Annotated in this window: 24 protein-coding genes; 12 read left to right on the forward strand and 12 right to left on the reverse strand. The window is 66.7% G+C overall.

The window, feature by feature from the left end; genetic code table 11:
* Positions 1-88: 88 nt before the first annotated feature.
* From CXY91_RS27180 to CXY91_RS27210, 7 genes are all read right to left on the reverse strand, one after another.
* Positions 89-739 (reverse strand): glutathione S-transferase family protein, encoded by a 651-nt coding sequence (locus tag CXY91_RS27180; protein WP_100965009.1) that lies wholly within the window; start codon positions 737-739, stop codon positions 89-91.
* A 191-nt stretch (positions 740-930) separates the two neighbouring features.
* Complete coding sequence (locus tag CXY91_RS27185) at positions 931-2,046, reverse strand: branched-chain amino acid ABC transporter substrate-binding protein (RefSeq protein WP_091841050.1); 1,116 nt, start codon at positions 2,044-2,046, stop codon at positions 931-933.
* 146 nt (positions 2,047-2,192) lie between these two features.
* Positions 2,193-2,546, reverse strand: coding sequence for a DUF6867 family protein (locus CXY91_RS27190; protein WP_100965167.1), 354 nt, complete (start codon positions 2,544-2,546; stop codon positions 2,193-2,195).
* A 28-nt stretch (positions 2,547-2,574) separates the two neighbouring features.
* Positions 2,575-3,306: an ABC transporter ATP-binding protein gene (locus CXY91_RS27195; RefSeq protein ID WP_100965011.1), complete on the reverse strand. Its 732-nt coding sequence runs from the start codon at positions 3,304-3,306 to the stop codon at positions 2,575-2,577.
* Positions 3,303-4,139 carry an ABC transporter ATP-binding protein gene (locus tag CXY91_RS27200; protein WP_091841044.1) on the reverse strand — a complete coding sequence of 279 codons (837 nt, stop codon included), beginning with the start codon at positions 4,137-4,139 and terminating at the stop codon, positions 3,303-3,305. Before CXY91_RS27200 ends, CXY91_RS27195 begins: the two co-directional genes overlap by 4 nt.
* Entirely contained in the window at positions 4,139-5,521 is a 1,383-nt protein-coding gene (gene livM, locus CXY91_RS27205; RefSeq protein WP_091841041.1) for a high-affinity branched-chain amino acid ABC transporter permease LivM, read from the reverse strand. The genes CXY91_RS27200 and livM overlap by 1 nt, the downstream gene beginning before the upstream one ends.
* A gap of 5 nt (positions 5,522-5,526) precedes the next feature.
* Positions 5,527-6,444: a branched-chain amino acid ABC transporter permease gene (locus tag CXY91_RS27210; RefSeq protein ID WP_091841039.1), complete on the reverse strand. Its 918-nt coding sequence runs from the start codon at positions 6,442-6,444 to the stop codon at positions 5,527-5,529.
* 413 nt (positions 6,445-6,857) lie between these two features.
* Here CXY91_RS27210 and CXY91_RS27215 point away from each other — a divergent pair, with 413 nt between their 5' ends.
* The 5 genes from CXY91_RS27215 to CXY91_RS27235 all read left to right on the forward strand — a co-directional run bounded on the left by CXY91_RS27215 (position 6,858) and on the right by CXY91_RS27235 (position 14,254).
* Entirely contained in the window at positions 6,858-8,000 is a 1,143-nt protein-coding gene (locus CXY91_RS27215) for a dipeptidase (RefSeq protein ID WP_158673605.1), read from the forward strand.
* 134 nt (positions 8,001-8,134) lie between these two features.
* Complete coding sequence (locus CXY91_RS27220) at positions 8,135-10,651, forward strand: methyl-accepting chemotaxis protein (RefSeq protein ID WP_158673606.1); 2,517 nt, start codon at positions 8,135-8,137, stop codon at positions 10,649-10,651.
* 127 nt (positions 10,652-10,778) lie between these two features.
* Positions 10,779-12,956 carry a methyl-accepting chemotaxis protein gene (locus CXY91_RS27225; RefSeq protein ID WP_100965018.1) on the forward strand — a complete coding sequence of 726 codons (2,178 nt, stop codon included), beginning with the start codon at positions 10,779-10,781 and terminating at the stop codon, positions 12,954-12,956.
* A gap of 76 nt (positions 12,957-13,032) precedes the next feature.
* Complete coding sequence (locus tag CXY91_RS27230; protein WP_100965020.1) at positions 13,033-13,833, forward strand: RNA methyltransferase; 801 nt, start codon at positions 13,033-13,035, stop codon at positions 13,831-13,833.
* 94 nt (positions 13,834-13,927) lie between these two features.
* A complete protein-coding gene (locus CXY91_RS27235; protein WP_100965022.1) occupies positions 13,928-14,254 on the forward strand; it encodes an Imm53 family immunity protein in 327 nt (108 codons plus the stop codon).
* Between the two features lie 123 nt (positions 14,255-14,377).
* On the opposite strand, the gene CXY91_RS27240 is transcribed toward CXY91_RS27235, so the two are convergent.
* A complete protein-coding gene (locus CXY91_RS27240) occupies positions 14,378-16,594 on the reverse strand; it encodes a TonB-dependent hemoglobin/transferrin/lactoferrin family receptor (protein WP_158673607.1) in 2,217 nt (738 codons plus the stop codon).
* A gap of 407 nt (positions 16,595-17,001) precedes the next feature.
* Here CXY91_RS27240 and CXY91_RS27245 point away from each other — a divergent pair, with 407 nt between their 5' ends.
* The 3 genes from CXY91_RS27245 to CXY91_RS27255 all read left to right on the forward strand — a co-directional run bounded on the left by CXY91_RS27245 (position 17,002) and on the right by CXY91_RS27255 (position 19,933).
* Positions 17,002-18,318 (forward strand): flavin monoamine oxidase family protein, encoded by a 1,317-nt coding sequence (locus tag CXY91_RS27245; protein WP_100965026.1) that lies wholly within the window; start codon positions 17,002-17,004, stop codon positions 18,316-18,318.
* Positions 18,319-18,414: 96 nt separating this feature from the next.
* Positions 18,415-19,425 carry a hypothetical protein gene (locus tag CXY91_RS27250; protein ID WP_100965028.1) on the forward strand — a complete coding sequence of 337 codons (1,011 nt, stop codon included), beginning with the start codon at positions 18,415-18,417 and terminating at the stop codon, positions 19,423-19,425.
* Positions 19,426-19,435: 10 nt separating this feature from the next.
* Positions 19,436-19,933 (forward strand): hypothetical protein, encoded by a 498-nt coding sequence (locus CXY91_RS27255; RefSeq protein WP_100965030.1) that lies wholly within the window; start codon positions 19,436-19,438, stop codon positions 19,931-19,933.
* Here the strand turns inward: CXY91_RS27255 and CXY91_RS27260 are convergent.
* Complete coding sequence (locus CXY91_RS27260; RefSeq protein WP_100965032.1) at positions 19,857-20,783, reverse strand: bifunctional helix-turn-helix transcriptional regulator/GNAT family N-acetyltransferase; 927 nt, start codon at positions 20,781-20,783, stop codon at positions 19,857-19,859. The genes CXY91_RS27255 and CXY91_RS27260 overlap by 77 nt on opposite strands.
* A 148-nt stretch (positions 20,784-20,931) precedes the next feature.
* On the opposite strand from CXY91_RS27260, the gene murI reads away from it, so the two are divergent.
* Positions 20,932-21,789 (forward strand): glutamate racemase, encoded by an 858-nt coding sequence (gene murI / locus CXY91_RS27265; protein ID WP_100965169.1) that lies wholly within the window; start codon positions 20,932-20,934, stop codon positions 21,787-21,789.
* A gap of 185 nt (positions 21,790-21,974) precedes the next feature.
* Positions 21,975-22,592 (forward strand): 30S ribosomal protein S4, encoded by a 618-nt coding sequence (rpsD, locus tag CXY91_RS27270; RefSeq protein ID WP_091841016.1) that lies wholly within the window; start codon positions 21,975-21,977, stop codon positions 22,590-22,592.
* 90 nt (positions 22,593-22,682) lie between these two features.
* Here the strand turns inward: rpsD and CXY91_RS27275 are convergent, their stop codons facing one another.
* Positions 22,683-23,651 carry a hypothetical protein gene (locus CXY91_RS27275; RefSeq protein ID WP_158673608.1) on the reverse strand — a complete coding sequence of 323 codons (969 nt, stop codon included), beginning with the start codon at positions 23,649-23,651 and terminating at the stop codon, positions 22,683-22,685.
* Positions 23,652-23,885: 234 nt separating this feature from the next.
* On the reverse strand, positions 23,886-24,824 hold the full coding sequence (locus tag CXY91_RS27280) for a heparin lyase I family protein (RefSeq protein WP_100965036.1): 939 nt from the start codon (positions 24,822-24,824) through the stop codon (positions 23,886-23,888).
* Between the two features lie 199 nt (positions 24,825-25,023).
* Between CXY91_RS27280 and CXY91_RS27285 the strand changes: the two genes are divergently transcribed.
* Positions 25,024-25,530 (forward strand): DUF3060 domain-containing protein, encoded by a 507-nt coding sequence (locus CXY91_RS27285; protein ID WP_158673610.1) that lies wholly within the window; start codon positions 25,024-25,026, stop codon positions 25,528-25,530.
* Between the two features lie 9 nt (positions 25,531-25,539).
* Here the strand turns inward: CXY91_RS27285 and CXY91_RS27290 are convergent, their stop codons facing one another.
* On the reverse strand, positions 25,540-26,256 hold the full coding sequence (locus tag CXY91_RS27290; protein ID WP_100965040.1) for an MgtC/SapB family protein: 717 nt from the start codon (positions 26,254-26,256) through the stop codon (positions 25,540-25,542).
* A gap of 281 nt (positions 26,257-26,537) precedes the next feature.
* On the opposite strand from CXY91_RS27290, the gene CXY91_RS27295 reads away from it, so the two are divergent.
* On the forward strand, positions 26,538-26,783 hold the full coding sequence (locus CXY91_RS27295; RefSeq protein ID WP_100965042.1) for a hypothetical protein: 246 nt from the start codon (positions 26,538-26,540) through the stop codon (positions 26,781-26,783).
* Positions 26,784-26,983 lie beyond the last annotated feature (200 nt).

Here is a 26,983-nt window from a genome sequence, read left to right on the forward strand (position 1 = left end):
GATACTCGACAGACGTTAAGAACCCGGCTTCGATTAGCTTCAAATCCCGCACCGGCAGAGCCGCACGACGTCCCGTCCCAGCGCTGCTTCAACCCGCCGATGAGGCCGCGAACACTGCTCGCTGAGCCTCGAAAGCGCGCTGGTAAGCCGGTCGCGCCTCGGCGCGGGCGACATAGGCGGCAAGGTTCGGCCGCTCCTCCAGCAGGCCCGAACCCTGCAGCCGGCGCAGCACCGTCACCATCAGGAGATCCCCCGCACTGAATGCACCGTCGAGCCAATCCGCATCGCCGAGATGGCTGGAGAGGCCCTCTAGGCGCTTGCGTATGATCTCGTCGAGGGCGCTCAGGCGCTCCTCGTACCAGGGCTTGTCGCGCTCGAGGATCCTGACCAGGCTGCGGTCGAAGATCGGCGGCTCCAGCGTGTTGAGCGCCGCGAACATCCACATGATCGCCCGCGCCCTGGCCTTCGCCTCGTCCGGCAGCAGGCCGGGATGGCGCTCCGCGACATGAAGCACGATCGCCCCCGACTCGAACAGGGTGAGATCGCCATCCTCATAGGTCGGGATCTGCCCGAAGGGCTGAATCGCGAGATGCGCGGGCTCCTTCATCGTCTTGAACGACAGCAGCCGGACCTCGTAGGGCTGGCCGGCCTCTTCAAGCGCCCAACGCACGCGCATGTCGCGCGCCAGGCCATTGCCCCGGTCGGGCGAGCGTTCAAAGGCGGTGACGGTGACGGTCATCGGCAGGCTCCCACGGACTGCTTGACGGGCTCGGCATCCAAAGGACGAAAAGCCATCGCGGCTCCCGACAATCCGCGCGTTCTTTTTCTGCTTCGTGGCCCGGTGATCCGATGGAAGGCAGCCCCAAGAAAAACCCGCCCCGGATCGCTCCGGAGCGGGCTCGTCTCATGCCTTGCGGCGATCAGCGCCGATCAGTTCTCGACGTAGCCGATCTTGCCGTCGGCACCCTTCTTCCAGGTGTAGACGGTGTAGTCCGGGCGGGTGATGTCGCCCTTCTTGTCGAAGCCGATCTTGCCGATGACGGTATCGACCGGCTGGCCGCCGTGCAGCGCCGCAGCGATCTTCTTGGGATCGACCGAGTTCGCACGCTTGGCGCCTTCGGCCATGATCTGGACAGCGGCGTAGCTGTACAGCGTGTAGGCTTCCGGCTTGAACTTGCGGGCCTCGAACTTCTTCAGGACCGCAGCCGCCTCGGGACGCTTCTGCGGATCCGGCGGGAAGGTCATCAGCGTGCCTTCGACGCCCGGGCCGCCGATCGTGGCGAACTCGTCGGTGGTGATGCCGTCGCCGGAGATCATCACGGTCTTCAGGCCCTGGTCGCGCATCTGGCGCACGATCAGGCCGCCCTCGGTGTGCAGGCCACCCCAGTAGAGGTAGTCGGCACCCGTCGACTTCAGCTTCGAGATCAGCGCCGAGAAGTCCTTCTCGCCGGCGTTGACGCCTTCATAGAGCACGTCCTTGACGCCGGCCTTGGTCAGGCCCTTGCGGGTCTCGTCGGCGAGGCCCTGGCCATAGGTCGTCTTGTCGTGAACGATGGCGATCTTCTTGCCCTTGAGATTCTTGGCAATGTACTCGGCCGCCACCGAACCCTGCTGATCGTCACGGCCGCAGGTGCGGAACACGTTCCACAGCCCGCGCTCGGTGATCTTCGGGTTGGTCGCCGACGGGCTGATCATCAGGATGCCGTTCTCGGCATAGACTTCCGACGCCGGCATGGTGACGCCGGAGTTGAAGTGGCCGAGCACCAACTTGACGCCGTCGCCGACGAACTTGTTGGCGACAGAGACGCCCTGCTTCGGATCCGAGACGTCGTCACCGACCACGACCTGGATCTTCTGGCCGAGGATGCCGCCGGCCGCGTTGATGTCTTCGGCAGCCTGTTCCGCCCCGTTCTTCAGCTGCGCGCCGAAGGCCGCATTCGGCCCCGTGATCGGGCCGCCGACGCCAAGCTTGATCTGTGCGTTCGCTACGCCCGAAAAGGCGAGGACCGCGCCAAGGGCAATACCGCCCAAGAGCAGCTTCTTCATGCGTTGTGACTCCCCTGTGAGTATATTACGGGTCGGCCTGGCCGTCCCGTCTCGGCGCGTGGTGCCACCGGAATGCGCAGTCTTGCGCTTTTTCGAGGTGCTGTCACGCGGCAAGCCCGGTGAACTTTCGTGGTGTTTGCGCGGCGTCAGGAGCTCTCGCGAGCCCTCCAGCTGAAGGGCCCGGTGCGCTCGTAGAGCCAGCGATACTGCATCGTCATCTGCCGTGCCCGGTTGTAGCGCCAGCCCGCGACGGCGAAGGCGAACAGGACCAGCGTGTCGACGATGTAGTAGTGCAGCGTCAGCAGCGTCGCCTCGAACAAAGCGAAATGGATGAAGCGGATCACCAGCCCGAGGATCAGCGTGTAGAAGACGAGCTGGATCGGCGGGCGCCAGGTGATCGCCACCGCCCGGCCGGCCATCCAGGCGGCCCAGCCGCCCATCACCACCGTCACCAGCAGGAAGAGCCAGATGGTCGGCTCCTCGTAGAGAATGCCCTGCATCATCGTGCTCCGTTCAAGCTCGCGGCGCTCAATGCCGCCCGCCTTCGAGATAGGCCGCCCGCACTTGCGGATTGGCGAGCAGCTCCTTGCCGGAGCCGCTCATGGTGATGACGCCGTTGACCATGACATAGCCGCGATGGGCGAGCTTGAGCGCATGGAAGGCGTTCTGCTCGACCAGGAACACGGTCAGCCCTTGGCTGTGGTTGAGCTCCTTGATCGCCTCGAAGATCTGCTTGACGATCAGCGGGGCGAGGCCGAGCGAGGGCTCGTCGAGCATCAGGAGCTTCGGCCGCGCCATCAGCGCGCGGGCGATCGCGACCATCTGCTGCTCGCCGCCCGAGAGCGTCCCGCCGCGCTGCTGCAGCCGCTCCTTCACGCGCGGAAAGAGCGCGCAGATCTTCTCGAGATCCTCGTCGAAATGCTGCATGCCGGCGACGGCCGCACCCATCTGCAGATTCTCGAACACCGTCATGCGCGGGAAGATGCGGCGGCCTTCCGGCGATTGCGCGATGCCGAGGCGCGAGATCTGATGGCTCGGCATCTTGGTGATGTCGCGCCCCTCATAGGTGATGGTACCTTCGCGCGCCTGCGGAGTGCCGAAGATCGTCATCATCAGCGTCGACTTGCCCGCACCGTTGGCGCCGATCATGGTCACGATCTCGCCCTGGCGGACGTCGACGTCGACACCCTTCAGCGCGATGATCTTGCCGTAATAGGTCTTGACGCCGCGGACGGAGAGAAGCGCCCCTGCTTCGCTCATAGGCCGACCTCCGCTTCCACCGCCTCGACCTCTTCGTCGTCGACGCCGAGATAGGCCGCGATCACCTTCGGATCGGCCTGGACTTCGGCCGGCGTGCCGTCCGCGATCTTGGTGCCGTAGTCGAGCACCACGACATGATCAGAGATTTCCATCACCACCGACATGTCGTGTTCGATCAGGAGCAGCGCCGTGCCGTGGTCCTTGCGGATCGACAGGAGCAGATTGTTGAGGTCGAGGCTCTCGCGCGGGTTGAGGCCCGCGGCCGGCTCGTCGAGGCAGAGCAGCACCGGATCGGTGCACATCGCCCGCGCGATCTCGAGGCGCCGCTGGTCGCCATAGGGCAGGTCGGCGGCCGGATCGTCGGCACGATCGATCAGATTGATCTTCTCCAGCCAGAATTTGGCCTTCTCGATCGCTTCCTTCTCGCGCGCCTTGTAGCCGCCGATGCCGAGCACGCCGAGGAAGGTGAAGCCCGAGGCGATCATCAGCGGGTTGTGCTGCGCGACCAGCAGGTTCTCCAGCACCGTCATGCCGCCGAACAGGCGGATGTTCTGGAAGGTGCGGGCGACCTTGGCCTTCCAGGCGATGCGGAAGTCCGGCATGCGCTCGAGCAGATAGCTGTCCCCGCTGTCCTGCGTCAGCGTCATCATGCCTTCGGTCGGCTTGTAGAAGCCGGTGATGCAGTTGAACACCGTGGTCTTGCCGGCGCCGTTGGGGCCGATCAGTGCGGTGATGTCGCCCTTGCGGGCCTCGAAGGAGAGGTCGTTGACGGCGGTCAGGCCGCCGAAGCGCATGGTGACATGCTCGACCTGAAGAAGCGGCTTGGTCGTCATCAGCCGTGCCCCTCCTGGACCATGTCCGCCGAGATGACCTTCTTCTCCTTCAGGAAGGCGGTCGGCTCGCGGGTCGAGATCAGCCCGCGCGGCTTCCAGATCATGATCACCACCATGGCGAAGCCGAAGATCAGCATGCGGTATTTGGTCGGGTCGAAATCGGGACCGAAGATCTGCTTCAGCCAGTCGAGTTCGCGCAAGAGCTCGGTGCCGCCGATCATCGCGATCGCGGCGATGGCGCAGCCCCAGAGCGAGCCCATGCCGCCGAGCACGACGATGGCGAGGATCACCGCCGATTCCATGAAGACGAAGGATTCAGGGGAGATGAAGCCCTGCCGCGCCGCGAAGAACGAGCCGGCGAAACCGCCGAACATGGCGCCGAGCGAGAAGGCCGTCAGCTTGGTATTGGTGGTGTTGATGCCGAGCGAGCGGCAGGCGATCTCGTCCTCGCGCAGCGCCTCCCAGGCGCGCCCGACCGGCAGACGGCGCAGGCGCAGGCTGACATAGGCGGTGAGCAGCGCCAGGCACAGAATGACATAGTAGAGGAAGATCGTCCGGTAGAGCGGCGAGAATTCGAGCCCGAATACCGCCGCGAAGCCGTCATCGCCGGCCGTGAACGGTATCCCGAAGAAGCTCGGCCGCGGGATGCCGGAGATGCCGGCATAGCCGTTCGAGAAGTCCGTCCAGTTGATCAGGACGAGGCGGATGATCTCGCCGAAGGCCAGCGTCACGATGGCGAGATAGTCGCCGCGTAGCCTCAGCACAGGGAAGCCGAGCAGCATGCCCCAGAAGGCGGCGAGGATGCCGGAGAGCGGCAGCAGGATCCAGAAGGACAGGCCGAAATTCTTGGCGAGCAGCGCGTAGGAATAGGCGCCGACCGCATAGAAGGCGACATAGCCGAGGTCGAGCAGGCCGGCGAGGCCGACGACGATGTTCAGCCCCCAGCCGAGCATGACGTAGATCAGGATCTGGACGCCGAAATTGTCGATCCATTTCAGCGCCCCGCCCCAGCCCGCGAGGGTGATCGCGATGATCGGGAAGGTGAGCAGGAAGCCCAGGCCGAACACCGAGAAGATTCGCGAATGGCGCTGGAAGAACCCGATCGTGCCATGCGGCAGCAGCCGCACCGCCGACTTGCCTTCACCTCGCTTCTGCTGGCGCAGCGCCATCAGGAAGCGGCCGACGAAGATGATTGCCACGGCCCAGGCCACCGCGTCCCAACGCGGATCGAGCACGAGCTGGTTGTCGAGATTCTGGCGGGTGCCCCAGGCGATGATCGGTATGCACAGGCCGAAGGTGACCAGCGCCGCGAAGGCCGCCTCCTTCAATGCCTTCATCATGTCAGCCTGGCGCTTGGCCGGGGTCGATGCCTCTCCTGCCATGAGCGTCAGACCTTCTCGACTTCCGGCCGGCCGAGGATGCCGGAGGGCATGAACACGAGGACGACCGCGAGGATGCAGAAGGCGGCGACGTCCTTGTAGTCGATGGTGAAATAGGCCGACCACATCACCTCGATCAGGCCGATCAGCAGCCCGCCGAGCACCGCGCCGGGCAATGAGCCGATGCCGCCCAGCACGGCCGCGGTGAAGGCCTTGACGCCGGGCGTGAAGCCGTCGGCGAAGTTCACGACGCCGTAGAGCACGAGGTACATGACGCCGGCGACCGCCGCGAGCGCCGCGCCCATCACGAAGGTGATCGAGATCGTGCGATCGACGTCCACGCCAAGCAGCGAAGCCATCTTGCGGTCCTGCTCGCAGGCGCGCTGGGCCCGGCCGAGCGGCGTCTTCTGCACCAGGTACCAGAAGGCTGCGAGCAGCACGATCGTGGTCACGATGATGACGATCTGCTTGTAGGAGATCGAGACTGGATAGGTCGCGCTGTCGATCAGCAGGATCGACTGGTTCAGCATCGGCGGGGTCGGCTTGTTGCGCGGCCCCTGAACGACCTGGACGAAGTTCATCAGGAAGATCGACATGCCGATCGCCGAGATCAGCGGCGCCAGGCGGAACGAACCGCGCAGCGGCCTGTAGGCGACGCGCTCGATCGTCCAGTTCCACAGCGAGGTGAAGAACATCGCGAGGATCAGGACGAAGATCAGCGCCAGCACGATCAGACCGGCCCCGAACCAGGCCGAGATCAGCATGAAGAAGATCAACGCGATGAACGCCGACAGCATGAAGACGTCGCCATGCGCGAAGTTCACCATGCCGATGATGCCGAAGACCATCGTGTAGCCGATGGCGATGAGGCCGTAGATTGACCCCAGGGTCAGCCCGTTGATGAGCTGCTGGACGAATACTTCCATTGAACGACGCCTAACCCCTCGAATCAGTTACCCGTTCTTTTTTGCGCGATATGATACCGGCGCATGCGGGATGCGATTACGGCGCAGAGCTACCAACCGTCTGCGCGCTCGACAATCACTCCGCGCCACATTTCTGTCAAAAGCAATCTGCGTCACATTGCATATGCAATAGGCAGCCAATGCTGCGGCCCTGCGCGCATTCGGCGCAAGATGATTGCTCGGCATGCAGTACACGATCCTGCGATACCGGCTCCTTATGGGCCCGATGTCGCACCACCCCAGCGCGAGATACCGGAATGGCGGCCTCTATCGCGTTCACGGCATGCGCTTTTTGGCCTCGCGCCGGGAACCGGGCGCTGCCACGATCACCCCTTGCGAATCCCGCTTCCCGAAACCTGCTTCCCAGGTGCGCCATGGTCCTCGCCGCCGCTCCCGTCACCGATGCCGCCTATGACATGGCGCTCGCTTTGCTCGACCGCGTCCCGCTGATCGACGGCCACAACGACCTTCCCTATGTCGTGAGGCTCGACCGGACGGCGAAGGGCGATCTTTCCGCCTATGACCTTGGCAAGGTCCATCCCGAGACCGACACCGACATCCCGCGCATGCAGGCCGGCAAGCTCGCCGGGCAATTCTTCGCGGCCTATGTCCCGCCGAATCACCCCAAGCCCGCCGGCTTCGCGCTGGCGCAGATCGCGCTGATGCGCCGAATCTGGGAGCGCCATGCCGATGTCTTCAGGCCGGGCCTGTCGGCCGACGACGTCGAGGCCGCCAGGAAGGAAGGCCGCATCGCCCTGTTCATGACGATCGAGAACGGCTCGGCGCTCGACAACGAGCTCGACGCGCTCGACGCCTATTGGGATCTCGGCGTCCGGCTGATGACGCTCTGCCACAACGACACTCATGACTGGTGCGACTCGGCCACCGACGCCCCGCGCCACAACGGGCTCGCCGCCTTCGGCAAGGAAGTCATCGGCCGGATGAACCGGCTCGGCATGATCGTCGACCTCGCCCATGTCTCGCCCAAGGTGATGCACGACGTGCTCGACGTCAGCACGGCCCCGGTGGTCTGGTCGCATTCCAACGCCTTCTCGCTCTGCGACCATCCGCGCAATGTCCCGGACGACGTGCTCGATCGGGTCGCAGGGAACGACGGGCTGGTGATGGCGACCTTCGTGCCCGACTTCATCAGCCAGGCCTCGCGCGACTGGCATCGCCCGGCCAAGGACCAGTACGGCAAGACGCCGGACGGGCTCGACTACAGGAAGGCCGAGGCCGAGATCGTCCGCACCGCCGGCCCTCGCCCGAAGGCGACGCTGGCTGAATATTGCGATCATGTCGAATACCTCGCCAAGCGGATCGGCCACGACCATGTCGGCATCGGCTCCGATTTCTTCGGCGGCCTCAATCCCGAGGGCCTCGAGGATGCCTCGACCTTCCCGCGCGTGATCGCCGAGCTGATCCGGCGCGGCTGGTCGGCCGAGAACCTCGCCAAGCTCGCCGGCGGCAACATGCTCCGGGTGATGCGCTCGGTCGCGAGCGCAGCGGCGCGCTGAGCGCGGCAATCGGCAAGGCCGAAATGAGGCAAAATTTTAAAGGTATGCTGGCAAGGCTGCCGGACCCGACATTGCGAACGGGGGCGGAGCGCTAACTCCTCCCTGTCCGCGCCAGAACAGCCCGGACAGTGCCAGTGAATCTTTTCCCCGCTTCGATCAGGAACTACCTCGTCGCCACTATGGCCTGCCTGTGCGTGCCCGGCCTCGGCGCGCTCGCCTTTCTCGCCGGGCAGGCTGTCGATGACGTCCTGACCAGCAGGCGGCTCGTCGAGCTGGTCGCCGCCGACGAAGCCCTCCTCAACGCCGGCAACACGATCCGCTCCAATCGCGGCCAGGCCCAGACCGCGATCCAGGTCGCCGACGATCCGGCGCCGACGCTGAAGAAGATCGAGCAGGCCAATCGCGACGCGCTCGCCAGCGCCATGACCCTGCTGCGCAGCACCGATCTTTCCGACCGCAAGGCGCTCGCCGACGCGATCGACCAGAAGGAGAAGGCGACTGCCGCCAAGCTGCCGGAGATGTACGCCGAGGCTGGCAAGCCGAAGGCGCAGCGCAGCCTTGCGGCGACGATGCCCTGGTACAACGGCGTCGGCGATATCGAGACCGCAATGACGACGGCCTCCGACGCGACCTCGACCGCAGTCCGAATGTCCGATCCGGCGCTCGCCGACCTGCAGAACTTCAAGGCGGCCGGCTGGCGTGTGCGCTCAAACTACGGCACGCAGTGCTCGGTGCTCCGCCCCGTCTTCGGCAGCAACAAGCCGATGGACGCCGCGCAACTGCGTCGGCTCGGCGAGATGCGCGGCGCGTCCGACTCCAGCGTCGCGCAGCTGACCCAGCTGGCGGCGCGCCCGGGCGTCAGCCCCGAGCTTGTGCGCAAGGTCGGCGCCATGAACAGCGAGGTCACCGCCGCCAACCGCCTGATGGACGAGCAGCTCGGCCGCGTCGGCCAGGGCAGCAGCCCGGTCGTCGCCGCCGAGGACTGGACCAAGCAGTGCAACGGCCCGTTCAACACCATCCTCGCGGCCGTCGGCCAGTCCTTCGACGAGATGGAGAACGTGACCCGGGCGACGCTGACGCGGGCCTGGACCCGGCTCGCGATCACCGGCGGCCTCTTCCTCGCTCTGCTTGCCATCTGCGTCGTGAGCTGGCGCGGCGTGCAGCGCCGTATCGCCCGGCCGCTGGTCCAGCTGCAGACCGCCTTGGCCGGCATGCAGGCCGGTGACTTCGCCCAGAAGATCCCCGCCCCGCCCTGCCCCGACGAGATCGGCACGCTGAGCGGCGCGCTCGAGGACTATCGCCAGAACGCGCTCGCGCTCGAAACCAACCGGCGCGACCGCGAGGTCGCCATGCTGGCCGACGCCGAGCAGGCGGCCAAGGTCCGCACCCTCGTCGGCGAGGTCGCAGGCATCGTCGCGGCGGCCCGCGCCGGCGATTTCTCCGGCCAGGCCGAGGCCGGCGATGTCGACGGCCCGCTGCGCGAGCTGGTCGAGGGCGTCAACGAGATCAACGCCGTCGTCGATGCCGCGACCACCGAGTTCGCCGATGCGATGCAGTCGCTCGCCGCCGGCGACCTCACCCATCGCGTGACGACCGGCTATCGCGGCCGCTTCGCCGCGCTGCAGGAGGCGATCAACCAGACCGCCGAGCGGCTCTCGACCACGATGCGGACGATCCAGGCCAACGCCTCCGATGTCGGCCTCTCCGCCCGCGAGATCTCGACCGGCGCCGACGATCTCTCCAAGCGCACCGAGGAGCAGGCCTCGTCGCTGGAGGAGAGCGCTGCGACCACCGAGGAGCTCGCCGCCTCGGTCAAGGCATCCGCGCAGTCGTCGCAGCAGGCCGTACGCCAGGCCGGCCAGGCGATGCAGGTCGCCCAGGATGGCGGCGTGATCGCCGGCGAGGCGGTCGCCGCCATGGCCCGGATCGAGGAGGCCTCGAAGAAGATCTCCGAGATCGTCTCGGTGATCGACGGCATCGCCTTCCAGACAAACCTGCTAGCGCTCAACGCCGCGGTCGAGGCCGCCCGCGCCGGCGACGCCGGCAAGGGCTTCGCGGTCGTCGCCTCCGAGGTGCGTACGCTCGCCCAGCGCTCCGGCGAGGCAGCCAAGGACATCTCCGGCCTGATCTCCTCCTCGAACAATGAGGTTGAGGCCGGCGTGAAGCTGGTCCGTCAGGCCGGCGATGCCCTGACCCGCATCGTCGAAGCCTCGCGCGGCGTCCAGACCACCATCTCCGAGGTCGCGACCGCCTCGGCCGAACAGGCGAACGGCATCGAGGAGATGAGCCAGACCGTCGCGCATATGGACGAGATGACCCAGGCCAACGCCGCGCTCGCCGAGCAGAGCGCCGCCTCGGCCAATGCGCTCGCAGGCAAGATCGCCGAGCTCAATGCACTGGTCGCGACGTTCAGGACCGGCGACGAGCTTGCGCCGGCTGCCAGGGCACCAGCCGCGGCCGCTCCCTATGGGCCCCCGCCCCTGCGCACCGCCGACCTCGCGGCGATCGCCACCGGCCAGGGCGCTGAGCCGCAGCGGCTGCGCAAACTCGCGGCTGCGATCGCCGAACAGAAAAAGGCAGCGCCGCGCCAGGCTCCCGCCCGCAGGCAGGTCAATACCCGCTCGGACGAGTCCGGCTGGGAAGCGTTCTGAGGTACACAGGCCGTCTCATCGAAAAAGCGGGCGCAGCCGCGAGGCCGCGCCCGTCTTCGTTTAGGGGAACATTAAGCCTGTTTTGGCAGGCTCTCGCCCGATCTCGACAGGCGTGAGGGCTATTGCGTTGTCTACCGAACACTCGCGCTCGGCCGCATCGCGCCTGACGATCCAGCTCCGGATCGCGCTGGTCAGCGTCGTCTTCGTTCTCGGCCTCGTGCTGATCGGCGCCGCATCCTGGACCGGCAGCGGCCGGCTCACCGCCGCCTTCGAGGATCACAAGGCCTATTCAGCCCTCGCCGCCCGCTCGCGCGAGGTGCGTGCTGCGAGCTTCGCGCTGAAAGCGCAGAGCCGCGATGTCCGCTTCCGCCAGGAAGCCACCGATCTCAAGGACTTCGGCACCGGTCTTGAATCACTGAAGGAGGCGATCGCGCGCCTCGGCAACGCCAATGGCGGCGAGCGCGTGCGCGACAGCATCGCCGCGCTCGATACGCCGATGAAGGCGATCGAAGCCGATTTCCAGGCGATCAGCACGATGCAGCTCGCCCTCCGTTCGGCTGCTCCGGACGGTCTCGCGGCCAGGTTGGAAGACGCCGCCGAGGCTCTGGAGACCAAGGTCCGATCCAACAGCATGGGCTCTGATTCGCCCGACCTTGCGCGCCTTCCCGGCATCCTCGCGGCCCTGCGCCGCATCGACGCCGCCTATCGACTCTCCCTCGACGAGAGCCTGCTCGGCCAATGGGAGGTCGAGCAGGGCCGCTTCGAGCGCGCGCTCGGCCGCCAGGGCGTTCCAGCCGAAGCCAAGGCCGAGATCGAGCCGGCCTTCAAGGCCTATGCCGAGATCGTTCCCGCCTGGAGCAAGGCCGAGAAGGACTTCATGCTTGCCGGCGACAAGCTCTCCGGCGAATTCGACCTGATCGCGCCGCCGCTGCAGGAGCTCGAAACCCGGCTCTCTACGGAGGAGGCCCAGGCGGGCGCCCGCCTCGCCGAAGCGCAGAGCTGGACGCAAGGGATCATCCTGGGGACGATCGCGGCCGCGCTGGTGCTCGGCCTGATCGCCGCCTACATCGTCGGCCGCACCACCGCCGTGCCACTGCGCCGCCTGCGCGATGCCATGCTGAAGCTCGCCGCCGGCGACTACGAGGTCGCGATTTCCGGCCTGTCGCGCCGCGACGAGATCGGCCAGATGGCGCAGGCCGTGCAGGTGTTCAAGGATAACGGGCTTGCCGTGCAGCGGCTGGAGGCCGAGACAAGCGAGGGCCGGGCCGCAGCCGAGCGCCAGAACCTCGCCATTGCGCGGCAGCGCGAGGAGGCCGCCGCGGCACAAGGCTCCCTGCTCGCCGAGCAGCGCGAAATCGTCGCCTTGCTGGCCGATGCGCTCGCCCGTCTCTCGCAGGGCGACCTCACCGTGCGGATCGAGGATGCCGTCGCGCAGGACTATGAGACGCTGAAGCAGGACTTCAACAGCGCGATCGAGCGCCTCGCCGCCACCGTCGACGCGATCAAGGCGACCTCGGCCGAGGTCGCGATTGCCGGCCGCGAGATCACCAGCGGCGCCGACGACCTCTCGAAGCGCACCGAGGAGCAGGCCTCCTCGCTGGAGGAGAGCGCCGCCACGACCGAGGAGCTCGCCGCCTCGGTCAAGGCCGCGGCCGACGCCTCGAGGCAGGCCGCCAATCTTTCCCACGAGGCGAGCGGCATCGCCCGCAAGGGCGGCGCCATCGTCGACGACGCGGTCCAGGCGATGACCCGGATCGAGGACGCCTCGAAGAAGATCTCCGACATCACCTCAGTCATCGACGAGATCGCCTTCCAGACCAATCTGCTGGCGCTGAATGCCGCGGTCGAAGCCGCCCGCGCCGGCGATGCCGGCAAGGGCTTCGCCGTCGTCGCCAGCGAGGTGCGCACCCTCGCCCAGCGCTCGGCCGAAGCCGCCAAGAGCATTTCCGCGCTGATCAAGGCCTCGAACACGCAAGTAAGCGACGGCGTCGAGCTGGTGCGCTCGGCCGGCGCCGTGCTCGGCCAGATCGTCGAGGCCTCGCAACGCGTCGCGACGACGGTCACCGAGGTCTCCTCGGCCTCGTCCGAGCAGGCCAGCGGAATCGACGAAATGAGCCAGACCATTGCCCATATGGACGAGATGACCCAGGCGAACGCCGCGCTCGCCGAGCAGAGCGCCGCCTCGGCCACGGCGCTGGGGCAGCAGATCGAGCGGTTGAACAGCCTGGTTGCGGCCTTCCGGACCCATGACAGCGGCCGGGGGGGCCCGGTCGTCGACTTCTCCCGCGAGCGCCGCCGCGCCTGATCCCGGCGCGGCGGTTGACGGGAGCGGCACAGCCGGCGCATGGCTGCGCGCTCTTTCAGGACGCAGCCTTGATCACATGACCGGTTCCGGCACCGACCGCACACGCCCGTCCATCGCGGGACAGGCCCCCATCGTCATCCTCGTCGAACCGCAGCTCGCGGAGAATATCGGCATGTGCGCCCGCGCCATGGCGAATTTCGGCCTGACCGAGCTGCGGCTGGTAGCGCCGCGCGACGGCTGGCCGAGCGGCGGCGGCCTGAAGAAGGGCGCGACGGCGGCTGCCTCCGGCGCCACCCATATCCTCGACAATGCCCGGCTCTTCCCCGATGCCGCCGCGGCGATCGCCGACCTCAACCATGTGCTGGCGACGACGGCGCGCGAGCGCGGCCAGATGAAGCGCGTCGTCACGCCGGCCGAGGCGATGCCCGGCCTCTCCGAGCGCATCGGCACAGGAGAACGCGTCGGCATCCTGTTCGGGCGCGAGCGCATCGGGCTGACCAATGAGGAGATCAGCTTCGCCGACGCGATCCTGACCTTCCCGGTCAACCCGGCCTTCGCCTCGCTCAACCTGGCGCAGGCGGTGCTGCTCTGCGGCTATGAATGGCTGAAGGCGAGTGGCGGCGAGCCGCCCTTTCGCGAGAACAACCCCTCCCCGCCGGCAAGCCGCGCTACCGTCCTGTCGATGTTCGACTATCTTGAAGGCGAGCTCGATCGCTGCGGTTTCTTTCCGCCCGGCAAGAAGCCGATCATGACAGCCAATCTGCGCGACATCCTGCACCGGCTCGACATGACCGAGCAGGAGGCACGGACCTTGCGCGGCGTGTTCAAATCATTGGCCGAGGGACCGAGAGCCGGCCGCGGAGAGCCGAAAGCCTGAAGGGGCATGCAAGACTACGCCGTCGCAGCCACAAAGCCCAGAAGTCCGCTTTCGACCCATTGCAGCCGTCAACCATGCCGAGCATACTTCGCGCATGGATGACGGCTTGAACTGGCTAATGGCGTGGTATTTTCGCCAATGCAACGGGCGCTGGGAACACTTTTATGGCGTTAAAGTCGAAACGCTGGACAATCCAGGCTGGTTGCTAAGGATCGCTCTTCGCGAGACTCCGCTTCACGGCCACAAGTTCATTCCCGTTGTCCACGGAACGGCCGCGGCTGATTTTGAAGAGTGGCAACAGACAGGTGGTTGGTGGACCGCCAAGGTAGAAGGAGACATGTTCGAGGCGGCCTGCGGACCGCTGGACCTAAACTCAGTCATCGCCGTATTTCGCCAGTGGGCAGAGGCGTCGAATCATTGAAGTTCTGTGTGTCCGCTTCCGACCCGTAACCGGCAGTCCCCGAGCCCCGCCCGAGCACGCCATCCCACAAAAAAGGCCGGCCCCGAAGGACCGGCCTAAGTCAGGCCTCGAAACCTCCGACGCTCAGAACTGGTATTTGAGCGTCGCCTTCACGGTGCGGCCGGGCTCGCTGTAGTAGTCGCGCGGCTGCGGGCGGGAGAGCGGCACGTTGGCGGCATCCCAGTACTTGCGGTCGAAGATGTTGTAGACGCCGATCTGCAATTCGAGGTCGGCGATCTCCGGCATCGGGCGCCACCAGGCCGACGCGTTGAAGAGCGTATAGCCCGGTGCCTTGAAGCCGGTTCCGGCCTGGACCGTCGAGACGTCGTCGCGCTTGCCGGCCATCTTTGCCGAGACCTCGGCGCCCCAGCGATCCGTGCCGTAGGCGATGGCGACGATGCCCTGCATCGGCGGGATCGAGTTGAGGAAAATGTCGTCGGTCTTGTTGCGGCCGCGGGTATAGGCGAAGGAGCCGCGCACCAGCCAGTTCGGCGCGAAACCGTATTGCCCGTTGACCTCGACGCCCTGGATCTCGGCGCGCGGGATGTTGCGCAGGCCGACGATGCCGCCCTGCGGGTAAAGCCCGCCCACGCCCGCGGCCTGCTGCTGGTACTGCTCGATATAGTTGCGGTAGCTGGTGTGGAAATAGGTGATCGAGCCGCCGAGCTGCTTGTCGCCCAAGCGAAGCCCGACATCCACGCCATTGCCTTCCTCCGGACGCAGGAGCGGATTGCCGGCGCGCAGATAGGTGCTTGGTCCGCCGAACCGGCCATAGAGCTCATCTGCCGTCGGCGCGCGGAAGCTCTTGGCCCATTGCGCGAACACGGTGACATCCTTCACCCAAGGCGCGTTCTTCAGGATGTCGTATTCCAGCCTGATGCGCGGCGACCAGGCCGAGTCGCTCGAGGACGGCGGCAGGCCGACCGGGCGCGAGCCGCCGGCCGAATAGGCCGGCGTCGACTGCGGCTTCTCCTCATACCAGTCGAAGCGCACGCCGGGCGTGACGCGCAGGCGGTTTTCAAGCAGGCCGATCTCGTCCTGGACGTAGACGCCGACGAGCCGCCCATCGATGTCGGGCTGGTCCGACTGGTTGGTGAAGAGGTTGTTGCAGGTGGTGAACGCCCCCGTATAGGAGCCGCTCGCCGGCCGCGCCGGGCAGTTGTCCACGCCGGAGGAATACTGCTTCAGCGACGACATGCGAAGCTCGGTGCCGAGAAGGACGCGATGCGAGAGCCCGCCGGTCTGCAGGTTCTTGATGACGTGGCCGTTGAAGCCGTAGGCGGTCTGCTCGTTCTCGTTGTCGCGGCCATAGGGCCCGACGATGCTGGTGTAGCGATAGGCGCTGACCAGGTCGTTGCGCTTCAGCCGCTGCCAGTAGAGATTGGCATGCGCCTCGTCGATGAGGAGGCCGCCGGGCTGCTTGTAGTCATAGGTCAGCGAGACGCGGTTGCGCTCGACATCCTCGCCGGTCTGATAGGCGCCCGGGCGGAAATTGCCGGTCAGCGACACCGTGCTGGTCCGGGTCTGGATCCGGTCGGCGCGCTTGAAGAACTCGCCGGTGATGCCGAAGCGATGGGCTTCGCCGACCTGCTGGTAGATCTTGCCGAGGAAGCTGTACTGATTGAAGTCGGCCGGGTTCGGCGCGGTGCGGGTGGCGCCGATCGACTTGTCATTGCCCTTGCTGTCGATCTCGTTGCCGTTGCGGAAACCGCCCTGCAGCATAACTGAAGTGCCGCCCATGCGGGCCGCCGCGGCAGCGCTGCCGAACCAGGCCCGATCGGTGCTGTCATAGCCGGTCTTGGCGAGCGCGCCATAGGAGCGGCCATTCCGGATGATGTCCTCGGGGTCGAGCGTGCGCACCGCCAGCGCGCCGCCCAGCGCGCCGCCACCCAGGGTGGCGCCGCCGCTGCCGCCGCGCAGCAGGTCGAGCGAGGACAGCGAGTCGAAGTCGAAGGCGTTTGTGCCGGCGCGGTTGATGCGGGTGTCGATCAGGAAGGGCTGGCGGATGCCGTCGATCGTCGTCAGCACGCGCGCGCCGTCGAGGCCGCGAATGTTGAGCGAGCCGTTCTGGCGATTGAAGGTGATGCCCGCCTCGACCCGGTTCGACAGGTCCGTCAGGCTCTGCACCTGCTGGCGGTCGAGCTCGGCGCGCGTCGTCGTCGTGGTCGTCGGCCCTTGCAGCAGCGGCGCAGCCTCACGCTCGCCCTGCACGTTGATCTGGTCGAGCTGCAGCTGCTCGGTGGCCGCAGGCGGAGCGGAATTGCGTTGCTGCTGCGCCAGCGCCGGCGCTGCCGCCAGCATCAAGGCTCCAAGCGCTACGCCCCGGCGCAGCCCACTGCCATTCGTCCCCATCGCCCATGTCCTGTCGCTGACAAGCAGATCGACCCGTCAAACTGACTTGCCAAGTCGAAATGCTTTTTATAATCCATGAAAACTAGGCCTTGCGCCTTACTTTCACCATCAGCGGTTATTAAATCCCAATTTAACTGTCAATAGACTCGCGCTTGCGTGATAGATTACTTATTTATTGGAATTCTAAACTGAATTTATCATTGGTCTAAACTGAAAGGCGGAGAGCGGCCGAGACGGACATGCGATCGGCCTCGCAAAGCTGTGATGGCCCTGCTCCCGCCACACGCGTGCTCGTGTATTGCAGCGCGAAAAGCGGCTGGCATCATCGGCCCGCGCAGACACACGGACTTTTCTTCATGCTCGACCGCCGGACATTGCTGACAGGCGCTGGCGCGCTGGCGATGAGCGCCGCCAGTGGGCACTCGCCCGCCCGCGCCGCCGAGCCGGACGCGGTGGTGATCGGTGCCGGAGCGGCCGGCATCGCCGCGGCGAAACAGCTCCAGGCCGCCGGGCGCTCCGTTGTCGTGCTCGAAGCCCGCGATCGCCTCGGCGGGCGCACCTTCACCGATTCCTCGCTCGGCCCGGCCTATGACGCGGGGGCGATGTTCATCCACTGGGCCGAGCGCAACCCGTGGACCGAGATCGCCCGCGAGCTCGGCGTACAGACCCCGAGCGAGAGCCGCGGCGGCGGCTTCCAGCTCTTCCAGAGCGGCAAGCCCATGCCCGCCGGCGACCGTGCCCGCCGCCGCGGCGCCTTCGGCGAGATCGACCGGCGGCTCGACAATGCCGACCTGGACGATCGCGACCTCTCGGTCGCGCAGGTGCTGGCCGATCTCGGCCCCGATCTCGCGCCGGTCGCGGCGTCCGGCATGCTGCTCTCGATCGGCGAGGAATCGGCGCGCATCTCGGCCCGCGACTATCAGCGGCTCTGGGCGGGCGAGGACTACGTCGTGCCGAGCGGCTACGGCAATCTCGTCGCCCGCTATGCCGAAGGTCTCGACATCCGCCTCGGCCAGCCGGTCACTGCGATCGACTGGAGCGGCTCGCGCGTCGCCGTCACCACCGCCGCGGGAACGCTGCGGGCCCGCGCCTGCATCGTCACCGTGCCGGTCGGCGTGCTGAAATCGGGCGCGATCCGCTTCACGCCCCAGCTTCCAGCCCGCACCCGTGACGCGCTCGCCGGCATCGGCATGGGCGCGCTCACCAAGATCGCGCTCAAGGTCGCAGGCGATCGCTTCGGCATCGTCCCGGGTACGACCTATTTCGAGGCCGGCTCGGCGGAGCGGCTGATCAGCTTCGATCTCTTCCCCGACGATCGCGACCTGGTCATCGGCTATTGCGGCGGCGATTTCGCCCGCGATCTCTCGAGCGCCGGCCCCGCTGCCGCCCGCGAGCAGGTCGTCGACCTGCTCGCCGCGATGGTCGGGACCGAGTTCCGCAAGGCGGCCGGCCCGGTCTCCTTCCCGGCCTGGTGGACCGACCCGTTCTCGCACGGCTCCTATTCCGTCTGCCGGCCGGGCCATGCCGATGCGCGCGAGATCCTGGCCGAGCCGATCGGCGGCAAGCTCTGGCTCGCCGGCGAGGCGACCGCCGGCGGCGGCGCCATGACCGCGGGCGGCGCGACTCTCGCCGGGCGCACAGCCGCCGCGGCGGTGGCCCGCCTCAAGGTCTAGGCGCTCCCGAGACCGGCTCTGGCACGGACAAGGCTTGCCCAACCCGGCAGGTTTTTGCCACCATGGCTGCGCTGGGGATCGATGCGGAGCCTGATAATGCGCCTGTCGCTCGTTCTTGCCGGTGTCCTGCTGGCCTCGCCTGTGCTGGCTGCCGGGCCTTATGCGAAGTTCTCGGTCGGCAACTGGGCCGGCGGCGCCTTCACCAACAACGAAACCGGCGTGTTCTCGCATTGCGCGGTCTCGGCAAGCTACAAGAGCGGCGTCACCATGCACGCCTCGCTCAATGGCAATTACGGCTGGAACCTCGGCTTCTCCAACCGCTCCTGGGGTTTGAAGCCCGGCACGGACGTGCCGATGGAGATGGCCTTCGACCGCAACGACATCGTCCGCATCAACGCCAAGGCAGTGCAGCCGCAGCTCGTCGTCGTCACCATGCCGGCGAACTCCAACATCGTCCGCGCCTTCCGCGGCGCGCAGTTCCTCGAAGCCAACATGCTCGGCGCGCGCTACACCTTTCGCCTGACCGCGACCGCCGAGATCATGCCGGCGCTGCTCGACTGCGTGAAGGCCAACGCCAGCCTGAAGGTCGCGCCCGGCACGCCGGCGCCCGCGCAGGGCGGCGGCACCACGACCGCCGCGGCAACCGATCCGGCGATCCAGCTCGAGGCGGTGACGCTCGCGACCAATTTCCTGCTCAAGGCACAACTGCCCGAGCCGAAGGTGCTGAGCGGCGCGGAGGCGCCCTCCGGCATCGGCGGCAACGGCGCCGGCTGGCAGGCCAAGGGCGCGACCGGGCTCGTGCGCGTCCTCTCCAATCCGAACCAGAAGGATGTCGACGTCGCCGCCGCGGTCTCCGCCGCCGACGCGCGCGGTTGCCAGGGCCGGTTCGCTTCGGGCCGGACCACCGACACCGTCGAAGGGGCGAGCGTGCTGCGCGGCTTCTCGTCCTGCGAGAATGGCGGCGATGCCAAGTATTCCGAGTTCTATGTACTGCCGCGCAAGCAGGGCGGCTTCGTGATGTTCTCGGTCGTGACGACGGGAGACGGCGCGCTGCACCAGCAGCGCCGCACCGACTTCCAGCGGGCGGCGCTGACCTCGGTGCAGTGACGGCGAACGCATGCTCTCCGGCTTCTCCCGCCTGTGGCGGCTCGATGGCAGGCTCGGGCGAGGCAGATTCGCGGGCTATCTGCTGCTGGCTTGCGCGCTGCTGCTCGTCGTCGCCGTCATCGCCGAGCGGCTTCTCGGCCTGACCTGGGCGGAAGACGCCGACCCCCGCCTCTTCGTCGAGCCAATCCCCAACGCCGCGATCCAGGTCCTGCTCTATTGGACGCTGCTGGCGCTTGCGATCCAGCGCATTCGTGACACCGCCTTTCCGGTCCTGCCTGTCATCGCCGTGATGGCTGCGATCGAGCTGCTCGAATATGCCGTGCTACCGATGCTGATGCAGGCGCGCCTGCCGGCGCCACTCGAAACGATGACGCCGGTCGGCGGCGCGCTCTCGATCGCCTACCTGCTGTTCCTGCTGCTCTGGCCGAGCGCTACAGATCGCGCTCCCAGTTCTGCCCAACCAGGTCCTTCCCGAAGGAGTGATGCTGCTCCTCAGCCACCAGCCTGAAGCCCTCGGCGATGTAGATGGCGCGGGCGGCGTGCAGGATGTCGTTGGTCCACAGGACCATGCGGCGATAGCCGGCCGCACGGGCGAAAGCGATCGCCTCGCGCACCAGCTGCTTGCCGAGGCCGAGCCCCTGCGCCCGCGTCTCGACCAGCACGAGCCGCAGCTTCGCCACCTCCTCGCTCTCCTGCACCACGAAAGCCGAGCCGACCGGCTCGCCGTCGAGCTCGGCGATAAAGCAGCGCTCCTGCCCCGGCTTGAACTCGCGCAGAAACTTCGCCGCGATTTCGGCGACCAGCGCCTCGAAGCTGATGTCCCAGCCATAGACCTCGGAATAGAGCCTGGCATGCGCCGAGATCACCCAGCCGATATCGCCCGGACGATGCTCGCGGATCACAACCGCCGGCTGCGGGCCGGCGGCGCCCGACAGCAGCGTCTGCGCCCGCTCCAGCGCGCAGACGAGGCTCGCCTGCTCGCCCGTGCCGAGTCGGCACAGGATCATGTCGGCCTGCCGGCGCGAGGCCTCGTCGAGCGGCGCGAAGGCGTCGTGCCCTGCGGCCGTCAGCTTTAGCTCATAGGCGCGCCCATCGCCGTCCGCCCTCGCCCGCCCCAGCCAGCCCAGTGCGGTGAAGCGCTTCAGCAATCGCGAGAGATAGGCCGGGTCGAGCCCAAGCTCACGCGCCAGTTCGCCGGCCCGCCAGCCATCGCGCTGCGCCAGCTCGTAGAGCACGCGCCCTTCCGTCAGCCCGAATCCGGAGCCATGCAGGTCGCCGCCCAGCGCTCCGATGAAGCGGGTGTGGAAACGGCCGAAACGGCGGATCGCCGCGATGGCAGGCGTGTCTGTGGCGGGCATGGCTGACCTACTCATCCCGCGATGAGAAATGCCAGTTAATGGACAGAGTCAACTAAATTATCAAACGGCGCGTAGCGAAGCGTTCACCGCTCCTTAACTCGCCAGGCGTCCAATCGAGAGCTTACCGGGCGCGACGGGTATGAGTGCGATGCGGGTCGATCTTCTGGCCGGAGCCGGCTATGCCGCGCCGGTGCTCTGCTTGCGAACCCCGACCATCCTCGTCTTCGATTCCGGTCTCGGCGGCCTCACCGTGCTGCGCGAGGTTATGCGCCAGCGCCCCGATGCCGACATCGTCTACGCTGCGGACGATGCCGCCTTCCCCTATGGCCGCCTCGGCGAGCAGGCGCTGGTCGATCGAGTACTGTCTGTGATGGAGCGTCTGGTCGACCGCTTCCATCCCGATCTCGTCGTCATCGCCTGCAACACCGCCTCCACTTTGGTGCTGCCGGCGCTCCGGGCCCGCTTCGCCATCCCCTTTGTCGGCACGGTCCCGGCAGTGAAATCCGCGGCGGAGCGCACGCGCAGCGGACTGATCTCGGTGCTGGCGACGCCCGGCACCGTCGCCCGCGACTACACGCACGACCTGATCGAGCGCTATGCCGCCGGCTGCGAGGTCATTCTGGTCGGCGCCGGCAACCTCGCCGCTCTGGCGGAAGCGGTGCTGAAGGGCGAGCCGGCCGACGATGCCATGATCGCCGCCGAGATCGCGCCCTGCTTCGTCGCCCGCGAAGGCCGGCGCACCGATGTGGTGACGCTCGCCTGCACGCATTACCCGCTGCTGCTGCCGCGCCTGCAGCGTCTCGCGCCCTGGCCGGTCGAGTGGATCGACCCCGCCCCTGCGATCGCGCGGCGCACGGAACAATTGCTCGGACCGGCGCAGCCGCGCCCGGAGGCGGCTTCGACGGTCGCCGTCTTCACCGACGGTACCAGCCTCTCCGGCCCGGCCCATATCGCGCTCGCCGGCTTCGGCCTGGCGCGCATCGACACCGAGCCGCTGCCGCTCTGACGCGGAAAGGTTTGACAAATCACGCCGGCAGTGCTTGTAAGCCGGCGTCGCGCGGCTCCTCATGGGGCCGCGTGGCTTTTTCCGCACCCGTGATCCGCTCGTCTTCTCGAGCCGGATCTGTCGCCCCGGAGACGGGGAGGAGGAGGGCGCGGTCCTCAACTCGCGAACCATAGAGGACACGCGACATGTCGAAGCGCCATGAGGCGAAATACAAGATTGACCGCCGTCTCGGTCAGAACATCTGGGGCCGCCCGAAGTCCCCGGTCAACCGCCGCGAATACGGCCCCGGCCAGCACGGCCAGCGCCGCAAGGGCAAGCCGTCCGACTTCGGCACCCAGCTGCGCGCCAAGCAGAAGCTGAAGGGCTACTACGGCTCGATCTCCGAGAAGCAGTTCCGCCGCTACTACGCCGAGGCGATCCGCCTCAAGGGCGACTCGGGCGAGAACCTGGTCGGCCTGCTCGAGCGCCGTCTCGACGCGGTGATCTACCGCGCCAAGTTCGTCCCGACCGTCTTCGCCGCCCGCCAGTTCATCAATCACGGCCACATCACCGTGAACGGCAAGCGCGTCAACATCGCCTCGTACCAGGTCAAGCCGGGCGACGTGATCGCGATCAAGGAGAGCTCGCGCCAGCTCGCCATCGTGATCGAGTCGGCCGCCCTCGCCGAGCGCGACGTGCCTGACTACATCGACGCCGACCACACCAAGTCGACCGCCACCTACACCCGCACCCCGACCCTGTCGGACGTGCCCTATGCGGTGCAGATGGAGCCGAACCTGGTCATCGAGTTCTACTCGCGCTGATCGTTCGGACCGGTTTGCACGGTCCGGCAGCTGTCAACGTTTCAGGAGAGGGCGAAACATCGCCCTCTCCTTTTTTATCGGCTCGCTGTCTCAGCGCTGCTGGTATTCCACGGCCGACCAGTCCCGCGGTGTCTTGATCCGGATTCCGCCGCCCTTCATCACGCCGATATAGACCGAGCCGGAAACCGGGTTCGGCGGGCTGCCGTCTCCGCCAAGCTGGAAGATCGCGCCACCACAGAAGCCGAACTTCCGGTTCGTTTCCGTCATTTCCTTGCGGAGTTCCTTCTCCTTGGCCACGATCGCCTTGGGATCGCTGTTCTGCTGCTTGAACTTGGCCATCGCGGCCCGGAATGCTTCGACGGGGAGGTAGCTGCCGCCGCCGGGGCGGAGCAGGACGCCGCCATTGAACTGCGGCCCGTATCCCTTGCTTGAATCAAATGCGCCGGCCCAGCTGGCCGACTGGCAGAGATCGACCTTCAGAGTACCGTTCGCCAGAAGCTCATAGTCGTTGATCATCTGGATGTGCTGGCCGTCAGCCTTCATCACGACGCTGTACTGCTCGATCTCGTCGACATCCTTGATCGGCGGAAACTTGGCCGTGTAGTCGAGCGGTCGCCCGCCGGGATAGCTCGGCTCGAGGCAGGATTCCGACATGTACGTCCCGACGAAGCCGATGCAGTCCATGCCGAAGACGCCCCTGTCGCAGAGCTCCTGCAGATAGTTGCCCTTCTTCAGCGGCTCGGCCAGCGCCTTGGTCTTCATGAGCTCCTCGCGCAGCTCGACGACGAGGCTCATGACATTGATGAAACCGTCGGGATCGCCCTGCCCGGTGAAGACGCGAGCATAGCCGTCGACCTTCGTCTTCGCTGCCAGATCGGTACGCTTCTTCACCGCGGCGGCGATTGCGTTCAGCAAGTCGGCCGGGCGGGCATTACCGCCATAGGCAGGATTAGCCGACATGTATCGCGTTATTGCGACAGTTCCATCATAACCAGGAACTGAAAGACTATGCAGGCGCTTGATGTAGTCGACCGGCGTGAACTGCGCGATGTTGCCCATGACGAGACTCCACGTGAAGCATATTCGGTCTCGATACGCAGCAGCCGTCTAACAAAGCCGTTTTTCCACGATCGATCCGCCCCGGACCCAACGGAATGCTAGAGCATCGAGCCGGAATGTGGACTCCTCATTTTGGCATGTCGCTCTTCCGGCAAGGAAGGGCCGCCGCCTCGCACCCGGTCGAGGGCGCGGGCGATCCTGCATGGTGGATGACCGCTCCAGCCGCGATGCGAGCTAGCGATTGGCCTGCACCATCGGCTGATCGGGACGCGTATCGGCGATCCCGTCCCAGCCCGGATGGCCGGCCGGGTCCTGCGTCCAGAAGGCGATGTCGTCGAACAGGATCGTCTGGCTGACATCCGGCAGCGCATCGCGATAGATGCCGAAGCGCGGCTGCGTGTCGATGAAGGGCTTGCCGTCCTTCACCGTGCCATAGCGCGGATAGCCGAGCACGCCGCGGAACTCGGGGCAGGCGCGCCCGTCGAGCCAGAGCCTGAGGCGGCTGTCGCCTGCCTGCTGGCTCGGCCGGATCATGACGTTGACGCGGTGCCAGCGATCCGGCTCGACCGGCCAGTCGCCGCAGAACTGCGCCTGGCCGACACTGTCGCCGCAGGTTTCGGTCCCCGCCGTCTTGGCCCGGAACACCGGCTTGCCGTTGTCCGAGTCGACCTCGATCTTGAACAGCGGGTTGGCGGCGTCGCAGATCTCCTCGCCGCCCCGGCCCTTCTCGTAGCGCAGGTCGATGTTCTGCTTGATCTGCTGGATCACCGTGCGGTTGCGCCGCGGCGCCCACGGGCTCTCGACCCGAAAACGGAAGCTGTACCAGCTCGTCGCATCGAAACGGATCAACTCGGCGGTCATCTGGACTTCCGAGCGCTCGGTCGGCGTCGAGCCGGGATTGGGGTCGTAGGCGTCGCCGGGCTTCACCGTGATCGCGAGCGCCGGCCTCTCCTGCCCGGCCCGCTCGCCTTCGACGCAGCGGATGCGATCGGCCCGCACCGCCTTGTCGAGCTGCCCGGAAATCTTCCAGTCTTTCGAGCTCAGGCAGTTCGTCACGAAGCTCGTCTGGAACGCAGGGAGCGGGCCGTCTGCGAGGCTCGCGCCCGGGGCAAGAGCCAAGCCGAAAAGGAGCGCCGCAGCTGCCAGGCTGCAGTCCTGCGCGATAGGCTTCATTCCGTCCCCACCTCTCTAATGCTCCGGAGCGGACGTTACCGTCGTTCCCACGCTGATCAACCTCCGATTGCGCCGGCGCACCCGACAGCGAACGCCACCCGCCTGCTCGGGAGCCTCCTCATCACGGCCATAGTTCGCCGTCAGGCAGGCTGATGGCAGCCGCCCTGGGCTGCCTGGTGGTCGCCAAAGGAGAAGGCCCTTGAAACCGACCCTTTCCATCCTGCTCGTTGTGCTCGCCGCCCCGACACTCGCTGTTGCAGGAGAAATCAGCATCGCCGGCGTCGGCCAGTCGCGCGACTTCACCTGCAATGGCGAAGATGTCGCCATCACCGGCCAGGGCCATACGGTCGAGCTCAAGGGAAGCTGCGGCGCGATCGGCATCCACGGCAGCGGCCACAAGGTCAGTTTCGAGGATTCGACCTCGCTCGCGGTCAGCGGCGCTCAGAACAAGGCGAACGGCGGCTCGACCGGCAGCCTCACCGTCGAGACGGCCGAGAACACGGTCTCGACCAAGGTCCACGCCGGCGAGACCGCGGCCGAGATCGATGTCTCAGGCGCCGATCATACGATCGATCTGGAGCTGACCGGACCGGCGAAGATCGAGGTCGGCGGCGTCAAGAACAGCCTGAGCTGGACGGCCGCCGCCGATGTCCGGGAACCGAGCATCTCGACCTCGGGCGTCGAGAACCGCATCGTCAGGCGCTGAGGGCAGCGCTCAATCGCTGGTGCTGCTCTCCCAAGTCGCGTGGGTCACGCCATCCACGCGTTCGATCCGCTCGACGACGGCATCGAGCTCCTTGCGCTCGACCGCCGTGCTGATCAGCGTCGCGACGATCTCGATGGCATCCTCGCCGCGCTCGACGGTCTTGACGTCGCCGACAGGATAGTTTGCCTGCTCGAGCAGCTCGACCATCTTTTCGCGCACCGAGGGCAGTGCCTCGGGATCGGTGGTGACGACGACCTCATAGGTCGCCTCCGAGGCCTTCTCGTTGATCGGGATGCGGTTGATCGCGTTGACCAGCGGCCGCAGCAAGGTGTTGCCGGCGATGACGAAGACCGTCACCAGCGCCCCTTCCGCCACCATGTCGGCGCCGGTACAGGCGCCGACCGCGGCCGCGCACCAGAGCGTCGCCGCGGTGTTGAGGCCGCGGACGTTCATCCCCTCCTTCATGATCACGCCGGCGCCGAGGAAACCGATGCCGGAGACGACATAGGCGATGACGCGGATCGCGCCATCCGCCCCGGCGAGCCGCATGGCAAGATCGACGAAGGCGGCGGCGCCGACCGCGACCAGCACGGTGGTGCGCAGGCCCGCGGTTCGCTGGCGATATTGACGCTCGGCCCCGATCAGCGCGCCCAGCACGAAGGCGGCAAGCAGGCTGACGACCGAATCGAGGAAGGGATAGAGCTCGAAGGTCTGGATGAAGCGCATGCGCCTGCCCCCGGTAACGGCGGCGCGCTTCCGACTGCCGCGACCGGCCGCCTATAGCGGGCAGGATGTGACGGTTCAATGAAGGGGACCCGATCTTGCCGGCAGGCGCGGTCGCTTGCGCCTCGGATATTGATTCAACCTCTCAGCCGAACGCGGCAACGCTCTGGCCCGATTCGCGAAATCGGCGCGCTGGACCGACGACCTGCGCATTCTGCCTCCGCGATGACGCTGCGTCGCGACTCAGGTTAGCATCCTTGTCCCGCCACAGGGATCATCCCGCCATGAAGACGCTCATCCTCGCTGCCCTCGCCATCGGCCTGTCCAGTGCCGCCGTCGCCCAGAGCCCGAGCTGCAATGCGCAGGCCGCAGAAAAGAAGCTCGCCGGTGCGGCCAAGACCAGCTTCGTGACCAAATGCGAGAAGGACGCCGGCGCGGCTTGCGACAAGCAGGCGGCCGACAAGAAGCTGGCGGGCGCCGCCAAGACCAGCTTCACGACGAAATGCGTCAAGGACGCTGTCGGCACCTGAGCAGTCCGAATACTCACCTCAAGCCCTCATCCTGAGGAGCAGGCTTCGGCTGCGTCTCAAAGGATCGTCCAGGAAGCTCCGGAACCAGCTGGAGCATCCTTCGAGACGGCCGCTGACGCGATCTCCTCAAGATTAGAGCTTGTGGGGCTCAAACAAAAAAGGGCGGCCCCCGGGGCCGCCCTTCTCATTTCCAACAGCGC

This window comes from Allobosea sp. FBZP-16 (assembly GCF_002831785.1).
Taxonomy (GTDB): Bacteria; Pseudomonadota; Alphaproteobacteria; order Rhizobiales; family Beijerinckiaceae; genus Allobosea; species Allobosea lupini.

Excerpts from the sequence above, each read along its gene's own strand:
- CXY91_RS27290 (WP_100965040.1), bottom strand. The coding sequence starts at position 26,256 with ATGCGCTTCATCCAGACCTTCGAGCTCTATCCCTTCCTCGATTCGGTC.
- CXY91_RS27235 (WP_100965022.1), top strand. The coding sequence starts at position 13,928 with ATGGATGACGGCTTGAACTGGCTAATGGCGTGGTATTTTCGCCAATGC.
- CXY91_RS27200 (WP_091841044.1), bottom strand. The coding sequence starts at position 4,139 with ATGACGACCAAGCCGCTTCTTCAGGTCGAGCATGTCACCATGCGCTTC.
- CXY91_RS27280 (WP_100965036.1), bottom strand. The coding sequence starts at position 24,824 with ATGAAGCCTATCGCGCAGGACTGCAGCCTGGCAGCTGCGGCGCTCCTT.
- CXY91_RS27260 (WP_100965032.1), bottom strand. The coding sequence starts at position 20,783 with ATGCCCGCCACAGACACGCCTGCCATCGCGGCGATCCGCCGTTTCGGC.
- CXY91_RS27195 (WP_100965011.1), bottom strand. The coding sequence starts at position 3,306 with ATGAGCGAAGCAGGGGCGCTTCTCTCCGTCCGCGGCGTCAAGACCTAT.
- livM (WP_091841041.1), bottom strand. The coding sequence starts at position 5,521 with ATGGCAGGAGAGGCATCGACCCCGGCCAAGCGCCAGGCTGACATGATG.
- CXY91_RS27215 (WP_158673605.1), top strand. The coding sequence starts at position 6,858 with ATGGTCCTCGCCGCCGCTCCCGTCACCGATGCCGCCTATGACATGGCG.
- CXY91_RS27245 (WP_100965026.1), top strand. The coding sequence starts at position 17,002 with ATGCTCGACCGCCGGACATTGCTGACAGGCGCTGGCGCGCTGGCGATG.
- rpsD (WP_091841016.1), top strand. The coding sequence starts at position 21,975 with ATGTCGAAGCGCCATGAGGCGAAATACAAGATTGACCGCCGTCTCGGT.
- CXY91_RS27255 (WP_100965030.1), top strand. The coding sequence starts at position 19,436 with ATGCTCTCCGGCTTCTCCCGCCTGTGGCGGCTCGATGGCAGGCTCGGG.
- murI (WP_100965169.1), top strand. The coding sequence starts at position 20,932 with ATGCGGGTCGATCTTCTGGCCGGAGCCGGCTATGCCGCGCCGGTGCTC.
- CXY91_RS27240 (WP_158673607.1), bottom strand. The coding sequence starts at position 16,594 with ATGCTGGCGGCAGCGCCGGCGCTGGCGCAGCAGCAACGCAATTCCGCT.
- CXY91_RS27230 (WP_100965020.1), top strand. The coding sequence starts at position 13,033 with ATGACCGGTTCCGGCACCGACCGCACACGCCCGTCCATCGCGGGACAG.
- CXY91_RS27295 (WP_100965042.1), top strand. The coding sequence starts at position 26,538 with ATGAAGACGCTCATCCTCGCTGCCCTCGCCATCGGCCTGTCCAGTGCC.
- CXY91_RS27180 (WP_100965009.1), bottom strand. The coding sequence starts at position 739 with ATGACCGTCACCGTCACCGCCTTTGAACGCTCGCCCGACCGGGGCAAT.
- CXY91_RS27185 (WP_091841050.1), bottom strand. The coding sequence starts at position 2,046 with ATGAAGAAGCTGCTCTTGGGCGGTATTGCCCTTGGCGCGGTCCTCGCC.
- CXY91_RS27210 (WP_091841039.1), bottom strand. The coding sequence starts at position 6,444 with ATGGAAGTATTCGTCCAGCAGCTCATCAACGGGCTGACCCTGGGGTCA.
- CXY91_RS27250 (WP_100965028.1), top strand. The coding sequence starts at position 18,415 with ATGCGCCTGTCGCTCGTTCTTGCCGGTGTCCTGCTGGCCTCGCCTGTG.
- CXY91_RS27190 (WP_100965167.1), bottom strand. The coding sequence starts at position 2,546 with ATGCAGGGCATTCTCTACGAGGAGCCGACCATCTGGCTCTTCCTGCTG.
- CXY91_RS27275 (WP_158673608.1), bottom strand. The coding sequence starts at position 23,651 with ATGGGCAACATCGCGCAGTTCACGCCGGTCGACTACATCAAGCGCCTG.